Source organism: Nonomuraea sp. NPDC049400, assembly GCF_044466425.1.
Lineage (GTDB): Bacteria > Actinomycetota > Actinomycetes > Streptosporangiales > Streptosporangiaceae > Nonomuraea.
Genome location: NZ_JBITMP010000005.1, coordinates 66,957 through 82,242 on the forward strand (window position 1 = coordinate 66,957; position 15,286 = coordinate 82,242).

The 15,286-nt window shown below is 70.9% G+C and carries 16 protein-coding genes; 5 read left to right on the plus strand and 11 right to left on the minus strand.

Annotation, left to right across the window (positions count from 1 at the left end; genetic code table 11):
- Positions 1-56 precede the first annotated feature (56 nt).
- Positions 57-335: an antibiotic biosynthesis monooxygenase family protein gene (locus ACIBVN_RS08395; RefSeq protein WP_397134034.1), complete on the minus strand. Its 279-nt coding sequence runs from the start codon at positions 333-335 to the stop codon at positions 57-59.
- Positions 336-402: 67 nt separating this feature from the next.
- On the opposite strand from ACIBVN_RS08395, the gene ACIBVN_RS08400 reads away from it, so the two are divergent.
- The gene (locus ACIBVN_RS08400; protein ID WP_397134036.1) at positions 403-747 is read left to right on the plus strand and encodes a DUF6703 family protein; all 345 of its coding nucleotides are present in this window, start codon (positions 403-405) and stop codon (positions 745-747) included.
- Positions 748-755: 8 nt separating this feature from the next.
- Here ACIBVN_RS08400 and ACIBVN_RS08405 read toward each other — a convergent pair whose 3' ends face one another.
- From ACIBVN_RS08405 to sucC, 6 genes are read right to left on the minus strand one after another with little or no spacing between them, the layout of a single operon-like run.
- On the minus strand, positions 756-2,285 hold the full coding sequence (locus ACIBVN_RS08405; RefSeq protein ID WP_397134038.1) for an aldehyde dehydrogenase family protein: 1,530 nt from the start codon (positions 2,283-2,285) through the stop codon (positions 756-758).
- Between the two features lie 10 nt (positions 2,286-2,295).
- A complete protein-coding gene (gene gcl, locus ACIBVN_RS08410; RefSeq protein WP_397134040.1) occupies positions 2,296-4,017 on the minus strand; it encodes a glyoxylate carboligase in 1,722 nt (573 codons plus the stop codon).
- Positions 4,014-4,874, minus strand: coding sequence for a 2-hydroxy-3-oxopropionate reductase (locus tag ACIBVN_RS08415; protein WP_397134042.1), 861 nt, complete (start codon positions 4,872-4,874; stop codon positions 4,014-4,016). The genes gcl and ACIBVN_RS08415 overlap by 4 nt, the downstream gene beginning before the upstream one ends.
- Positions 4,871-5,635, minus strand: coding sequence for a hydroxypyruvate isomerase family protein (locus ACIBVN_RS08420; protein WP_397134044.1), 765 nt, complete (start codon positions 5,633-5,635; stop codon positions 4,871-4,873). Before ACIBVN_RS08420 ends, ACIBVN_RS08415 begins: the two co-directional genes overlap by 4 nt.
- Complete coding sequence (sucD, locus tag ACIBVN_RS08425) at positions 5,632-6,510, minus strand: succinate--CoA ligase subunit alpha (protein ID WP_397134046.1); 879 nt, start codon at positions 6,508-6,510, stop codon at positions 5,632-5,634. Before sucD ends, ACIBVN_RS08420 begins: the two co-directional genes overlap by 4 nt.
- A complete protein-coding gene (sucC, locus tag ACIBVN_RS08430) occupies positions 6,510-7,640 on the minus strand; it encodes an ADP-forming succinate--CoA ligase subunit beta (protein WP_397134048.1) in 1,131 nt (376 codons plus the stop codon). The genes sucD and sucC overlap by 1 nt, the downstream gene beginning before the upstream one ends.
- A gap of 161 nt (positions 7,641-7,801) precedes the next feature.
- On the opposite strand from sucC, the gene ACIBVN_RS08435 reads away from it, so the two are divergent.
- From ACIBVN_RS08435 to ACIBVN_RS08450, 4 genes are all read left to right on the plus strand, one after another.
- Positions 7,802-8,620: a hypothetical protein gene (locus tag ACIBVN_RS08435; protein ID WP_397134050.1), complete on the plus strand. Its 819-nt coding sequence runs from the start codon at positions 7,802-7,804 to the stop codon at positions 8,618-8,620.
- Positions 8,602-8,973 (plus strand): hypothetical protein, encoded by a 372-nt coding sequence (locus ACIBVN_RS08440; RefSeq protein WP_397134052.1) that lies wholly within the window; start codon positions 8,602-8,604, stop codon positions 8,971-8,973. Before ACIBVN_RS08435 ends, ACIBVN_RS08440 begins: the two co-directional genes overlap by 19 nt.
- Before the next feature lie 408 nt (positions 8,974-9,381).
- Entirely contained in the window at positions 9,382-10,119 is a 738-nt protein-coding gene (locus tag ACIBVN_RS08445) for a GntR family transcriptional regulator (RefSeq protein WP_397134054.1), read from the plus strand.
- Between the two features lie 80 nt (positions 10,120-10,199).
- Positions 10,200-10,379, plus strand: coding sequence for a hypothetical protein (locus ACIBVN_RS08450; protein ID WP_397134056.1), 180 nt, complete (start codon positions 10,200-10,202; stop codon positions 10,377-10,379).
- Between the two features lie 35 nt (positions 10,380-10,414).
- Here the strand turns inward: ACIBVN_RS08450 and ACIBVN_RS08455 are convergent, their stop codons facing one another.
- The 4 genes from ACIBVN_RS08455 to ACIBVN_RS08470 form a co-directional block, all read right to left on the minus strand.
- Positions 10,415-10,567: a hypothetical protein gene (locus ACIBVN_RS08455; RefSeq protein WP_397134058.1), complete on the minus strand. Its 153-nt coding sequence runs from the start codon at positions 10,565-10,567 to the stop codon at positions 10,415-10,417.
- A gap of 417 nt (positions 10,568-10,984) precedes the next feature.
- Positions 10,985-11,473: a hypothetical protein gene (locus ACIBVN_RS08460; RefSeq protein ID WP_397134060.1), complete on the minus strand. Its 489-nt coding sequence runs from the start codon at positions 11,471-11,473 to the stop codon at positions 10,985-10,987.
- On the minus strand, positions 11,473-12,963 hold the full coding sequence (locus ACIBVN_RS08465) for an Nramp family divalent metal transporter (protein ID WP_397134062.1): 1,491 nt from the start codon (positions 12,961-12,963) through the stop codon (positions 11,473-11,475). Before ACIBVN_RS08465 ends, ACIBVN_RS08460 begins: the two co-directional genes overlap by 1 nt.
- A gap of 150 nt (positions 12,964-13,113) precedes the next feature.
- On the minus strand, positions 13,114-15,231 hold the full coding sequence (locus ACIBVN_RS08470) for an acetate--CoA ligase family protein (RefSeq protein ID WP_397134064.1): 2,118 nt from the start codon (positions 15,229-15,231) through the stop codon (positions 13,114-13,116).
- Between the last annotated feature and the right edge of the window lie 55 nt (positions 15,232-15,286).

Consider the following 15,286-nt stretch of genomic DNA (forward strand, 5'->3'; position numbering starts at 1 on the left):
AATTCGTGAGATCCCAGCTTAGGGGACGCACGCACCCTCTCGCGCGCCACTAATCGTTACGCCCCGTCTTGTGTGTAGACGTCCTCGAAGGCGCTTGGTTCGTTGACCATGAGGATCATCAGCGGGTACATAGCCATCCTCGCAGCCGACAAAGCCCTGCGGTAGAAGCCGGCGCCCTCCCATTCCGTGACGAGCGCCCACAGGTTGGGCTCGTCGACCGAACGGGCCAGCCTGCCGTGCCGGTAGCCCGGCTGGGCGGCGAGCGTCTCGAGGATGGTTTGGCCTTGTTTGACGAAATCTTGGGACTGGGACTCTGGAACGGTGTATCGGATCACGGCGAGCACCCGACCAGATTAAACGCGTTACGGCGGGCCGACACGCCGACTGCCGTAGGCTCTGGGGGTGGCCCCTGACAGCAAGCGCCCGCTTCCCAAGGGCGAGCAGTTCTTCACGCCGGGCGCGACCGGCCTGCGCAAGGCCGTCGAGCAGCGCAGCGCCGTGCCGATGACATATCTGTTCACGCAGGTGCCCCGGTGGGTGGCGCCCGCGATTCTGGTGATCCTGCTGCTGACCGGGTTCGCCGTGAGCAACTGGCTCGGCGGGGTGGCCACGCTGGTGGTGCTGGCGTTCGTGGGGTGGCTGGCGTACCTGTCATGGCCGTCGCTCGGGGTCGGCGGGAGACTGCTGCGGGTCGCCGTGCTGATCTTTCTCGCCCTGGTGGTGGCGACCCGCTTCGGCGCGTTCTGAGGAGTCCGCTAGGGCAGCAGCGTGTAGTGCGGGAAGTTGCCCGGCAGGCGCTCGCCCTCCGGGCCCGTGGTGGCGGCCCGTACGAGTAGCTCGCCGCCGACGAACGCGCCGCGCCAGGACGCTCCGAGCCCGCCGAACAGCTCCTCCCGGTCTCCCCGCGAGCGCGGGCGGTTGTGGCCCACCTTGAACGCCCGCACCTCCGGCGCCAGCCGCCGGAACGTCTCCTCCTCGTCACAGGAGAGCGTCGCCACCAGGGCGCCGTTGCTGGCGTTCATCGCGGCCAGCAGCTCCGCCTCCGTGTCCACCAGCACGAACGTGTCCACCGGCCCGAACGGCTCGGCGTGGAAGAGCGGCGACGAGCGGGGCGGGTTGAGCAGCGCCGTCGGCGCGAAATAGGCCGAAATATCCTGCCCCGGCAGGAAATGTCCGGCGTCGAGCGGCGCCCGGTGCACCGGCACCCCGCCCCTGGCCACCGCCTCGTCCACCTGGTCGGCCAGCTCTTTGGCCTTCGAGGCGTTGATCAGCGGCCCGAAGTCCAGCTCGGGCAGCGGGTCGCCGGGCGAGTCCACCGCGAGCGGATGTCCGAACCGCAGAGACCCCACCGCCGCCAGGTACGCCCTCAGGAACTCGTGGAACAACGACCGCTGCACCACGAACCGCGGATAGGCGGTGCACCGCTGCTTGCCGTAGTCGAACGACGCCCGGATCTGCCGGGCGAGCAGGTCCCAGTCGCCGTACTCCCACACCCCCCAGCAGTTGAGCCCCTCCTGCTCCAGCACGTGCCTGCGCCCGAGGTCGGCCAGCGAGGTCGCCACCTTCGCCCCCGCGTCCCTGCCGCCCACGAACGACACGCAGCCCAGCGAGCGCCCGCCGGCGAGCACCGGCGACAGCTCCGCCCCTCCCCCGCTGACCAGCGTGAACGGCAGCCCTTCCCGTACGGCCAGCGCGCAGGCGAGCGTGAGGCAGCACAGCCCGCCGTCCGTGGGCGTCTTGGCGATCACCGCGTTGCCGGCCAGCGCCTGCACGAGCATGGCGTGCATGAGCACGCTCATCGGGTAGTTCCAGCTAGCGATGTTGCTGACGGGCCCGGGCAGCGGCGTGCGCCCGGCGACCATGCGGTCGATCTCGGCGACGTACCAGCGCACGCCGTCCAGGCAGCGGTCCACGTCCGCGCAGGCCGTCTTCCACGGCTTGCCGATCTCCCAGACCAGCAGCAGGGCCAGCAGATCGCGGTGCGCTGCCATGGATTCCACCGCGGCGGACACCATGGCCTTGCGCTCGGCGAGCGGCACGTGCCGCCACCTCCGGTGCTCCTCTGCCGCGCCCGCCACCGCGCGTCCCGCGCCCGCCCGGTCGAGCCTGGGCAGGCCCGCGATGGCGGTGCCGTCCAGCGGCGAGAAGCCGGGCACGGGGCGCCCGTCGCGGTGCCAGATGCCGCCCCAGTGGTTCAGCACCCGGTCGTCGTGGAAGGCCTCGGGGGCCGCGGAACAGCACCTGTCGTAGGCGTCCCGCCAGGCCGTACCCGGCTTGAGTCGCATGTGCCCCTCCTCAGTCGGACCAGTCGGCGGTGATGAGCTCGGGCAGCGGCTCGAACTCCTTGATCGCCTCAAGCGAGGGCCCCATGGCGGCGTTGGCCTCGCGCTCCACCATCACCTCCACCAGCACCGGCAGGCGTTCCCGCGCCGACTCCGCCGTCGCCCAGGCGAGGGCGTCGCGGATGTCGCCCGGCAGCTCCACCCGCCGCGCCGGGCAGCCGAACGCCTCCATGGCCTTGACATGGTCGATGCCGCCTTCCCCGTAGTGCAGGTCCACGGCGTAGTTCATGCCGTACGGGAGCTCGGCCTGCCGGATGAGCCCCAGGTACTCGTTGTTGATCATGACGATGACGAACGGGACGCGGTACTGGGCGGCCACCGCGACCTCCTCCATGAGGAACTGGAAGGAGTAGTCGCCCACCACCGCCACGACCTGGCGCTCGGGATGGGCGCACTTGACGCCCATGGCCGCGGGCACCTCCCAGCCCAGCGGCCCTGCCTGGCCGCAGACCAGGTAGCGGCGCGGCAGGTAGGTCGTCTGGAACTGGCCGGACCAGATCTGGTAGAGCCCGATGGCGGTGACGAAGGTGGTGTCCCTGCCGAAATACTCGTTGATCTCCCTGAACACCCGTGGCGGCTTGATCGGCACGTCGTCGAAGTCGTCGCGGCGGGTCATGGTCCGGCGCAGGTCGGCGATCCTCCGTACCCACTTGCCTGGCTCCTTCGGCGCCGTACGGCGGCGCGCCTCGGCCAGCAGCTCCGCCAGCACGGGGCGGGCGTGGCCGACGATCCCCAGATCGGGCTCGAAGACCCGGCCGATCTGCGTGGGCTCGATGTCCACGTGCACGAACGTGCGCCCTTTGCGGTAGACGTCGAGGTCGCCGGTGTGCCGGTCACCGAAGCGGGCGCCCACGGCGAGGACCAGGTCGCTGTCCAGGAAGGCGGCGTTGCCCCACCTTGTCTGGGTCTGGATGCCCGCCATGCCCGCGAACAGGGGGTGGTCCTCGGGGAAGGCGCCCTTGCCCATGAGCGTCACCTGCACGGGCACCTGGAGGTGCTCGGCCAGCGCACGCAGTTCGTCGCACGCCTCGGCGATGATCACGCCGCCGCCCGCCAGGATGATCGGCCGCCTGGCCCCGGTCAGCAGGTCCATGGCCTTGCGCACGGCCCTGGGCAGCGGTCCTGGCTCCTCGACGGGCAGCGGGGCGTCCAGCTCCCGGTCGTACCGGCAGGTCCCGCGCTGCACGTCGAGCGGCAGGTCGATGAGCACCGGCCCCGGCCGTCCCGAGCGGGCGATCCTGAACGCCTCCCTGAACACCCACGGCGCCTGCGCGGGCTCCTTGAGCTGCACCGCCCACTTGGTCACCGGGCGGGCGATCTCCACGATGTCGACCGCCTGGAACGCCTCCTGGTGCAGCTTGGAGCTCACCGCCTGCCCGGTGACGCAGATCATCGGGATCGAGTCGGCGAGTGCGGTGTAGAGGCCGGTGATCATGTTCGTGCCGGCGGGGCCGGAGGTGCCGACGCAGACGCCGACGTTCCCGGTCACCCTGGCCCAGCCGTCGGCCGCGTGGGTGCCGCCCTCCTCGTGGCGTACGGTGATGTGCCTGATCGAGCTGCGCTGGAGCGCGGCGTAGAGCGGCAGGATGGCCGCGCCCGGGATGCCGAAGACGGTGTCCACCCCCTCCGACTCCAGCACCGCGACCACGGCCTCCATGCACGGGATGCGAGTCATCCGTTGAGCCTTTCCACGACCTTGAGCAGGGCGGAGTGGTCGAGCGAGCCGTGGCCCTGCGCCCTGGCCGCGGCCATGAGCTGGGCGACCTGCCCGGTGAGCGGCAGGCTGACGCCGGCCTCGCGGGCCGCGGCGACGGCGATGCCCATGTCCTTGTGGTGCAGGTCGATCCGGAACCCGGGGGCGAACTCCCGCTTGACCATGGTGTGTCGCTTGAGCTCCAGGATCCTGGAGCCCGCCAGGCCGCCCGCGAGCACGTCGAGGCCGGCGCCGGGGTCCACGCCCGAGGCTTCGAGCAGCACGATGGCCTCCGACACGAGCCCGTAGATGCCGCCGACGACGAGCTGGTTGGCCGCCTTGACGGTCTGTCCGGCGCCGGCCGGGCCGACGTGCACGACCGTCGTGCCGAGCACTCCCAGCACCGGCCGGGCCGCCTGGAAGTGCTCCGCCTCGCCGCCCACCATGATCGACAGAGTGCCGTCCACCGCGCCGCGCTCGCCGCCGCTGACCGGGGCGTCCAGTGCCCGTACGCCGACGGCCGCGGCTTGCCTGGCGACCTGGCGGGAGGTCTCCGGCTTGACGGTGCTCATGTCGATGTAGAGGAGGTCCGGCCGGCCGTACTCGACGACCTGCGGCGCGACCTCCTCCACCTGCGGCGAGTCGGGCAGCATCGTGATCACCGCCTCCGCGCCGCCGACCGCCTCGACCACGCTGGACGCGCCCTTGCCGCCCAGGGCCACGAGCTGCTCGACCCGCTCGGCACTCACGTCATACCCGGTCACGACATGTCCGGCTTTGAGGAGGTTGGCCGCCATCGGGCTGCCCATGATCCCCAAGCCGACGAACCCGATGTTCATGCGTGCCTCCAGTCGAACGCGCCCGGCCCCTCGTGCCGGTACTCCAGGCCGATGTGGCCGCTATATCCCGCCGCCGCCAGCCGGGCGAAGATCTCGTCGTACGGCATGCGCCCGCTGCCGGGGTGTCCCCTGCCGGGGTCGTCGGCGATCTGCACGTGGCCGAACCTGGCGCTGTGCCGGTCGATGAGCTCCAGGACGTCCTCGCCCACCCGGTGCAGGTGGTAGAGGTCGGCCAGGAAGGCCACGTTCTCGCGGTCCACCTCGTCGATCAGCTCGAACGCCGCCCGCGACGAGGTGATCGGATATTTCGGGTTCTCGTGGGAGTTGAGGGCTTCGACGACCACGGTCGCGCCGATGCTCGCCGCCGCGTCGGCCGCCCTGCGCAGGTTGGCCACGGCCAGAGCCCTGTCGGTGCCCGGCTCGTTGCCGTACAGGGCGTTGAGCACGCCGCAGCCCAGCTCGCCCGCCAGCTGGACCGCCACATCGATGTTGGCCTGGAACCTGGCGGAGCCGTCCAGCCTGGCCGGCAGGCCGCGTTCGCCGGCCGCCATGTCCCCCGCGTCGAAGTTGAGGCCGACGAGGCGCACCCCGGCCTCCTCGATCGCCTGCCGCAGCGCCGCCAGCTCCGCGCTTCCCGGGTCCGGCGTGCCGAACGGCCACCACAGCTCGACCGCGTCGAATCCGGCCTTGGCCGCCGCGGCGGGCCGTTCCAGCAGCGGCAGGTCGGTGAAGAGGATGGAGAGATTGACGTCGAACCTCATAGCGCGCCCAACGCCGAACGCATCAGGCGGGCGGTCTCCGACGGGGTGCGGCCGACGCGGACCCCGGCCGCCTCCAGGGCCTCCTTCTTGGCCTGGGCGGTGCCGGACGAGCCGGACACGATCGCGCCCGCGTGCCCCATGGTCTTGCCCTCCGGCGCGGTGAACCCGGCCACGTAGGCGACCACGGGCTTGGTGACGTTCGCGGCGATGTAGGCGGCGGCCCGCTCCTCGGCGTCGCCGCCGATCTCGCCGATCATGACGATGGCGTCCGTGCCCGGGTCGTCCTGGAACGCCTGGAGGCAGTCGATGTGGGTGGTCCCGACGACGGGGTCGCCGCCGATGCCGACGGCGGTGGAGAAGCCGAGGTCGCGCAGCTCGTACATGAGCTGGTACGTCAGCGTGCCCGACTTCGACACCAGCCCGATGCGCCCGGCCGAGGTGATGTCGGCGGGGATGATCCCGGCCGAGGACTGGCCCGGGCTGATCAGGCCGGGGCAGTTGGGCCCGACGATCCTGGTGCGGCCGTTCGCCAGGGCGCGGAACCGTACCGTGTCGTGGACCGGCACCCCCTCGGTGATGACCACGCACAGCGGCATGCCCGCCGCGACGGCCTCCTCCACGGCAGAGCCGGTGAACCGCGGCGGCACGAACACCACCGACACGTCGGCCCCGGTCTCCTCCATCGCCTCCGGCACCGAGCCGAACACGGGCACCGTGCGCTCGCCGAAGTCCACGGACCGCCCGCCCTTGCCGGGCGTCACCCCGGCCACGACGTCGGTGCCCGCGGCCAGCATGCGGGCCGTGTGCCTGGTGCCCTCCGCGCCGGTCATGCCCTGCACCAGCACCCGGCTGTCCTTGGTCAGAAAGATCGCCATCACGCACCTGCCGCGAGTCTGGCCGCCATCTCGGCGGCGCCGTCCATGGTGGAGACCTGCCGGACCGCCGGATGCCTGGCGTCGCTGAGGATGCGCCGGCCCACCTCGGCGTTGTTGCCGTCCAGCCGTACGACGATGGGCCTGCCGAGGCCGCGCTCGCCGAGGAGCCCGAGTGCGGTGACGATGCCGCTGGCCACCGCGTCGCAGGCCGTGATGCCGCCGAAGACGTTGACCAGCACCGAACGCACGTCGGGGTCGGCCAGGATGATCTCCAGCCCGTCGGCCATGACCTGGGCGGACGCGCCGCCGCCGATGTCCAGGAAGTTCGCGGGGGCGGCCCCGGCCCCGGCGACCACGTCGAGCGTGCTCATGACCAGCCCGGCGCCGTTGCCGATCACGCCGACGGAGCCGTCCAGTTTGACGTAGTTCAAGCCCTTGGCCCGGGCGCGGTCCTCCAGGCTGCCGGACTGCTCGGCGTACTCCCAGGAGTGCCGGAACGCGGCGTTGCCGTCCAGGGTGACCTTGCCGTCGAGGGCCAGGATCCGCTGGTCGGTGGTGCAGATCAGCGGGTTCACCTCGACCAGCAGGGCGTCCTCCGCGACCAGGACCCGCCACAGCTTCTCCAGCACCTCGGCTGCCTGGTCGGGCAGGCCCGCCTTGGCCGCCAGCAGCCGCGCGGTGTCCGCGTCCACGCCTGTCACGGGGTCGATCGGCAGCTTCACCAGCGCGTCTGGGTCGCTGGCCGCAAGCTCCTCGATCTCCATGCCGCCCTGACCGGACACCATCGCCAGGAACCCGCCCTCGGCCCGATCCACCAGAAAGGCCGCGTAGTACTCCTCGAACGGCACGGTCGCGGCCTCGACCAGCACGCTGCGCGCGACGTGCCCCTTGATGTCCATCCCGATGACGCGCTCGGCCTCCGCCTCGGCGGTGACCGGACCCGCCGCGGGCCTGATCCCGCCCGCCTTGCCGCGTCCGCCGGTCTTCACCTGGGCCTTGATGACGACGGGCGCGTTCAGCTCGGCCGCGATCTCGCGGGCCTCGGCTGGGGTGGTCGCGATCCTGCCTGGTGGGACCGGGATCCCGTGGCGCCCGAAGAGCTCCTTCGCCTGGTACTCGTACAGGTCCATTCGAGCCTCCTTTGTAGACGGTATACCGTATGGAAAATCCCTCGTCTAGGGTCTCGACAAGCGCTCGTCTACTGGATATTCCATACAGTATGGAGAATGCAGTTCGAGACTGGCGCGGGCGTTCGTACCTTCCCGGACCCGTCCCCGCCGACCGTACGCGCATGTTCTGGCTGGCCTGGGGCGCCATGGCGGCGATCAGCCCGCTCCAGTACGGCTACGCCGCCCTCCTCGCCAAGGAGGCCACCGGCCTCACCCTGCTGACCGTGTGGATCGCCTGCCAGGCCGCGGGCGCCCTTCCGGCCCTCCGCCTGGTACGGCGAGGCCGGCTCGGCGTCCGCGTCTGCCTGGCCGCCGGAGCCGTACTGAGCGCCCTCGGCCTGGCCACGGCGGCGCTGAGCGACCTGGGCCTCATCGCTCTCGTGGGCTACGCGCTGCTCGGCGGGCTGGGGGCGGGCCTGGTCTACGGGATCTGCGGCGAGGTCGTCTCCTCCTGGTATCCGGAGCGGCCCGCCGCCCGGGTCGGCCTGATCACCGGCGCCTTCGGGTACGGGGCGGTGCCCGTGCTGGTGTGGGCCGGGATCGCCCCCGACGCGACGGCCACCGCGTTCCTGGTCGTCGCCGCCGTCGCCGTGGCGGTGATCGGTGCGTCGGCGCGGCACCTGCGGCTGGCTCCTGCGCTGTGGTGGCCCGACGACGTCGACCCGCGCTCGCACGCGCTGGACGCGGCGAGGTTGCGCACGACCCCGGAGGCGGCCAAGCAGTTCGGGCTGACTCAGGCGCTGCGCACGCGGACCCTGCCCGCGCTGGCCCTGATCCTGACATGCGCGGGCGCGGTGTCGGTCTTCGACGTGATCGTTGTCGCGGGAACGGGCTCGTGGGGTGCGGTCGCGGTCCTGGTGGCGCTGAACGGGGCCAGCCGGTCGGTGGCGATGCGCTGCTCGGAGCTGTTCGGGCGCGGCGCGTGCTGGCCGCCGTGCTGACGGCGCTCACCGTCGGCCAACTCCTCCTCGCCGCCGCCGTCCAGCACGCCACGCCGGGCAGCGGACCGCTGTTGTGGTCGGGGGTCGTGGCCGCCGGGCTCGGGGGCGGGGCGTTCTATCCGCTGCTCGCCAGCCTGGTGCGGGAGTTCTTCGGCGTCGAGCGGGCAGGCGAGATCCACGCCGTCGTCTACAGCGCCAAGGCCCTGGCCGGAGTCGCGGCCGTCGCGCTGGCGCTGGTCGCCCTGAGCAGCCCCGTGACGGCGCTGGGCGTGGCCACCGCGATCGCCGCGCTACCCGCCCTGGCCACCCCCCGCCTCCGCATCCCGGGGCTGCCCGCCACCATCCCCCTATGACACCCTCTGTGACGCCTCGCCGCCGCCAGCGCGCGCCCTTTCCACGGTGCCGCCCGCAGTGGGCACTGGCGGCGCTGGGACGCGAGGCGAGCCTGGATGCACCCGGCGGCGCATGGCAACGAGGCGGCGCACGGCGACACAGCGGCGCACCGCAGCACGGTGCCGAGGTGGCGCACCGCCCGTAGTGGCGCACGGCCCGAGATGGCGGTCCCATCGCCCCGCCCCACTCCCCTCCCGAAGGGACCTCAGCCGGAGTGCGGCGAGAGCGGGATGCGCGGCGTGGCGGCGGCGCCGAACATGCCATCCGCAAGGAAGTTCCTGTGATGAGACTCACCGTCAGGGACGACCCCTGAACGGTATGCTGTAGGCAGTCGACGAAAGACTTTAGCGCAGCCCTGGAGACGAGACATGTTGCTGTCGGATCAGGCCGGTCAGGCGGCGGCCGCCAAGATTCCCCGCCCTGCCACGCTCAGGGAGAGCGTTATCGAGGCTATCCAAGAGCTCATCGTCTCCGGGCAGCTCAAGCCAGGACAGCACCTGGTCGAGAGCGAGCTGGCCGAGCTGCTGGGAGTCTCCAGGCAGCCGGTCCGCGAGGCGTTGCAGCAACTCAGCGGTGAGGGCTGGGTGGACCTGTTCCCGGGGCAGGGCGCGTTCGTGCACGTCCCGACCCTGGAGGAGGCCGACCAGCTGCTGGCCGTCCGCACGCTGCTGGAGACCGAGTCCGCCAGGCTGGCCGCCAAGCACGCGGGCGAGGACGGCGTGCAGCGGCTGCGCACCCTGTGCGCGCGGGGCATCGCGGCGGTGGAGTCCGACGACGTCGAGGCGGCCGTGGCGACCAACTCCGAGCTGCACGCCCTGGTGACCGCCCTGTCGGGCAACAAGGTCCTCTCGGAGCTGGCCAGCCAGGTGGCCAGGCGGGTGCGGTGGTACCACACGCCGGTGGCCCGCCAGCGCGGCATGGACTCGTGGGAGGAGCACACCTCGCTGATCGACGCGATCGAGGCGGGCGACGAGCGCCGCGCGGCGAAGATCATGCGCGAGCACACCGAGCACACCCGCGCCTCCTACCTGGCGCAGCGCGAGAAGGAGCCGGTCGAGCCGGCGCCCAAGCCGGTACGCCGGCGCCGCCCGCGGCAGCTCGGTTGATCTGACGTTCACAGAAGGGCACATGCTCCGAAACACCTCGGGTAGAGGGTGGAGCCAGAGAGTCAGGAGGTGTATGACCCATGAAGGCGTTCATCCGCTTTCTCCTCGTTGATCCCCCGGGTCAGGCAGCGGACGGCCGAGCGATCGGCCTGGGCCTGAGCACGGCGCTCAAGAAGCACTACTCCGCCGACGACGCGGACCGCTACCTGCGAGAGTGGGCCGCGGCGGAGCACGACGTACGCGACTGCCCACGGCACTGAGCCGCGGCAGGGGGCGGGCCCCCACCGCGGCGTGATCAGCGCTCCACAGGCTCGGGCTCCACCTCCTGCGAGGCGGCGGCCCTGGCGTCGCGAGCCGACTTGATCAGGCTCAGCACCGTGGTGACGGCGAGGGTGCCGACGATGACACCGAGAGACACCAGGATCGGGATCTCCGGCGCCCACGACACGCCGTCGTGGTGCAGAGCCTCGAGAATCGGAGAACTCCGCCTCCTCGTCCTCGTGCCCGATCAGCTTCCACGCGGTTTGAACTCCTCTCCACCGGTTAACAGTGGAGATTCTTCCCGTCACCCTCAAGTGCGGGGGTTCGCGCTTCACCGACCCGGGTAACCCCGAGTCTCCACGCGCTGTCACCGCCGTTCCAGCGGCCTTGCTGTACCGACAAGGACACGATCTCCCGATGGGCTTGGCTATCGCCTTCCCGTTCGATCACTCGAACCATACCCACAGTGATCGAGAGAGTGCAAGAAGTTACGCTCAAAGGCACGCTCGCGCACCAAGGGGCCTTCCTCGCGACGATCCAGAAGTCCACCGCGACCACGAGCGCGAACCCGCCGATCGTGGCCAGCCAGATCCAGACGGCAGGTTCACCGCCGCTGCTCCCTTCGTGCGCGCAACATCCCAGCGTGCCGTACGTAGAGCCCGAGCAGCGCCTTGGCGAGCGGGTTCGCGCCGGCGCGGCGCATCAGCCAGTGCGGCATGATCCGCTCGTGCAGCCAGACGAAGCCGATCGCGAAGCCGAGGCTCACCATCGCCTGGTACGCCAGGAACGGCAGCACGCCGTCGCCCAGACCGACACCGACCAGGCTCTCCTGCGCGAGCCGGGACACGGGGAAGGCCGCCACCCAGTACAGGCCGACGATCCCGAAGGTCCCCGGGCGGAACACGCCGTGGCCGAGCAGCACGCCGTACAGGCCGCCGAAGAGGGCGAGCGGTACGGCGAGGGACAGGGCCGACAGCGCGGCCATCCCGGCGGGCTGCCCCGCGAGCAGGGTCAGCCCACCGGCCATGGCTCCGGCGACGGCTCCGATCGACGCCCCTGGCAGGGCGAGCTCGATGCTGTGCCGTCCCCCCATCAGCCCACGACCACGCCGTAGGCGAACAGGCTGTAGAACAGCATCCCGAGATAGAACACCGCGCCGCACCCGATGATCACGTTCGTCCACCACCTGGGCCTGATCGGCTTGGGCAGCATGCGGTTGTTCACCAGGAGCAGCGTCACGCAGTACGCCCCCATCGCGAACGTCGACAGGAACGCCAGCGTGTCCAGGATCCCGCTCGGCCCGTCAGCCGGCCCGAACAGCAGGATCAGGATGCCGAAGATGATCACGCCCCAGAGGAAGATCCCGTACAGGCGTGACATGCCCAGCTTCTTCGCCCCGGGGATGAAGTTGTACGTCATGTCCGCCTGGCCCCGGGAGAAGGAGTCGAACAGCCCCAGGGTCGCGTTCAGCCCGATCAGCGCGATGAACCCGAGGAACACGCCGCCGAGCACCGAGCTGCCCGCCGACGAGACGGCATTGGCCATCGCGGTGAGCGCGACCTCGCGGTCGTCGCCCTGGATGACCGCGCGCACGCCCGGGTTCTGCCGCACGGCCGACTGCGCGATCACCGTGAACGAGATCGTCACCAGCATGGTGATGCCCCAGAACAGCAGCAGGGCGTCGAACGTGACCCAGCGCCGCCAGCCCTTCCACTTGGCCATCTCGGCCGGGTCCTCGGTGTCGAACATGAAGCCGCGCGCGGGCATCTCCTCTTCCTCGCCCGCGTGCCGCAGCCCGCGGACCTGCGGGATGTGCGCGCCCATGCCGGCCCCTGAGTCACGCAGGTGCAGCGTGTACCACATCTGCTGCATGCCGGACGGCCCCGCGAAGGCGCACGCGCCCACGATGACGGGGAACCAGGCCGCCGACATGGCCTCCGGCGGCAAGTAGCCGAAGGAGAACATGCCGGTGATCGTGGAGACCACGTCGCCCCAGGACCCGACCATGGCCGCGACCACCGCCGTGCCGAGCACGAGCGCGCCGATCAGCAGCGACAGCACGTTCTCCAGCACGTTGTAGATCACCTTGGCCAGGCTGAACACCACCCCGACCAGGATGAGCCCGGCGATCGCGGTCACCACCCACGGGATGCCGGTGATCTCCTCGAACGCCGCCGCTCCCGCCGACAGGTGTCCAGGCCAGATGTAGACGGCGATGGCCACGACGAAGAAGAACCACATGATCGGCTTGAACACCCTGGCCGCGCCGGAGAAGATGCTCTCCCCCGTGGCCATGGCGTACCGCGCCATCTCCAGCATCACCACGGCCTGCAGCGTGACGCCGATGAGGAACAGCCACCTGATCTCGGGCCCGAACAGCAGCACCAGCCTGGGCCACATGTACGACTCGCCCATGCCCACGCCCAGCGCGACGAGGAAGACCGTCGGCCCGAGAATGTGCACCGACGGAGGCGCGTCGGGCAGCTTCCTGATGGGCATCGGCTCAAGCCGGCCCGCTTTCCATACTCGTTCGTCCTCGACCGGCGGCGTGGCCGTCGCCGGTGGTGTTTTCGATGTGTCCACCTACGGACCTCCTGGGGGGTTGTTCTTTCTCGTGCGCCCCGATTAGCCCCCTCGCCTGTGGCTGCGCTTCTGGCCGCGACCGCTTCGGGACTCGTTGGCTCGTTCCTCGCTCTCTCGCCCCGAGCTCCTTCGCTCTGCTTCGCTCGGCTCTTAGCTCAGCAGTCCAGCCGCCCTGGCCCAGCGGTACTTCGCACCGAGGACCGCCACGGGCTTTTCCGTTGTGTACGGGTACGCGACCACGCCGTGCTCGAACAGGTACTCGCTGGCCTCCTCGACCTCGGTGTCGCCGGCGAGCGACGCCACGACCGGCTTGACATTGCCCTTCGCCCGCTCCTCCGCCACCACCCGGGCGACGAGTTCGGCGAAGACCATCGGCGGCGTCACGATCGTGTGCCAGTAGCCCAGGACCAGCGCGTGGATGCGCTCGTCGGCCAGGCCCAGGCGGACCGTGTTCTCATACGTGGAGGGCGGTTCGCCGCCGGTGATGTCGATGGGGTTGCCCGCCGCGCCGAACGGCGGGATGTAGGCGCGGAACGCCGCGTCCAGGTCGGGCGGGATGTCCATGAGCGTCAGCCCGGCGTCCACGACGGCGTCCGAGAGCAGCACGCCGGAGCCGCCCGCCCCGGTGATGATGACGACGTTCTCGCCCTTGGGCGCGGGCAGGATCGGCAGCGCGCGGGCGTACTCCAGCATGTCGTTCAGCCCCGGCGCCCGCACCACCCCGGCCTGCCGCAGGATGTCGTCGTACACCTTGTCGTCGCCCGCCAGCGCGCCCGTGTGCGAGCCCGCCGCCCGCGCGCCCATCGCGGTGCGGCCGGCCTTGAGCACGATGACCGGCTTCTGCTTGACGACCCTGCGCGCGGCCTCGACGAAGCCGCGCCCGTCCTTGAGGTCCTCCAGGTGCATGGCCACGGCCTTGGTGTTGTCGTCCTGCTCGAAGAAGGTCAGCAGGTCGTCCTCGTCCACGTCGGCCTTGTTGCCGACGCCGACGATGGCCGAGACGCCCATCTTGGTGGTCCGGCTGAAGCCCAGGATGGCCATGCCGATGCCGCCGCTCTGCGAGGTCAGCGCCACGCTGCCCTTGACGTCGTACGGGGTGCAGAACGTCGCGCAGAGGTTCTCCGGCGTGTAGTAGTAGCCGTAGATGTTGGGCCCCAGCATGCGCACGCCGTGCCTGCGCGCGATCTCCACGATCTCCTGCTGGCCCTCGACGTTCCCCGTCTCGGCGAACCCCGACGGGATCATGACGGCGCCCGCCACCCCCTTCTGCCCCACCTCCTCCAGCGCGGGCGCCACGAACTTGGCGGGGATCGCGAACACGGCCACGTCCACGTCCCCCGGGACGTCCGAGATGCTCTTGTACGCGGTCAGCCCCATGATCTCGTCGGCCTTGGGGTTGATCGGGAAGATCTGACCCTGGTAGCCGCCGTTGATGAGGTTGCGCATGACCGAGTTGCCGATCTTGCCGGTCTCGGCCGAGGCGCCGATCACGGCGACCGAGCGCGGCTTGAAGATCCGCGTCATCTGGCGGAGGATCTCCTCGCGCGGCAGCCGGCTGACCTCGGCGGGCTTGTCGCCGATGAGGACGCGCACGTCGGCGGCGACCGCGCCGTTCGCGTCCGCGAAGACCGGGTTGAGGTCCACCTCCACGATCTCGGGGAAGTCGGAGACCAGCCTGCCGACGCGCTCGATCAGCTCCGCGAGCGCCTCCCGGTTGGCGGGCTCCGCGCCACGGGCGCCACGGAGCACCTCCGCCGCCCTGATGTCGTCCAGCATCCCAAGGGCGGCTTCACCCGAGACCGGGGCAAGCCGGAAGGTCACGTCCTTGAGCACCTCGACCAGGACGCCACCCAGTCCGAAGGCGATGACCTTGCCGAAGGTGGGGTCGGTGACGGCGCCGACGATGACCTCGTGGCCGCCGCCGACAAGCTGCTGCACCTGGATGCCGTCGACCTTGGCGTCGGGGTTGTAGGCGCGGGCGTTGGCCAGGATCGTGTCGTAGCCCGCCCGGACCTCCGCCGCGGTCCTGAGCCCGACCAGCACGCCGCCGGCGTCGGTCTTGTGCAGGATGTCGGGCGAGACGATCTTCAGCACGACCGGAAGCCCGATGCGCTCGGCGATGGCCACCGCCTCGTCGGCTGAGGTGGCCAGGCCCTCGCCCGGGGTGGCGATGCCGTACTCCTCGCACAGCTTGCGCCCCTCAGGAGCCGTCAGGGCTGTGCGGCCCTCGGCGAGCGCCTTCTCGATGACTTCGCTGACAGCGCCCATGGTCGCGCTCCCTACGGGCCCTCCCTGGTCACGCTGGAGGCTGCCGCTGTCGGGC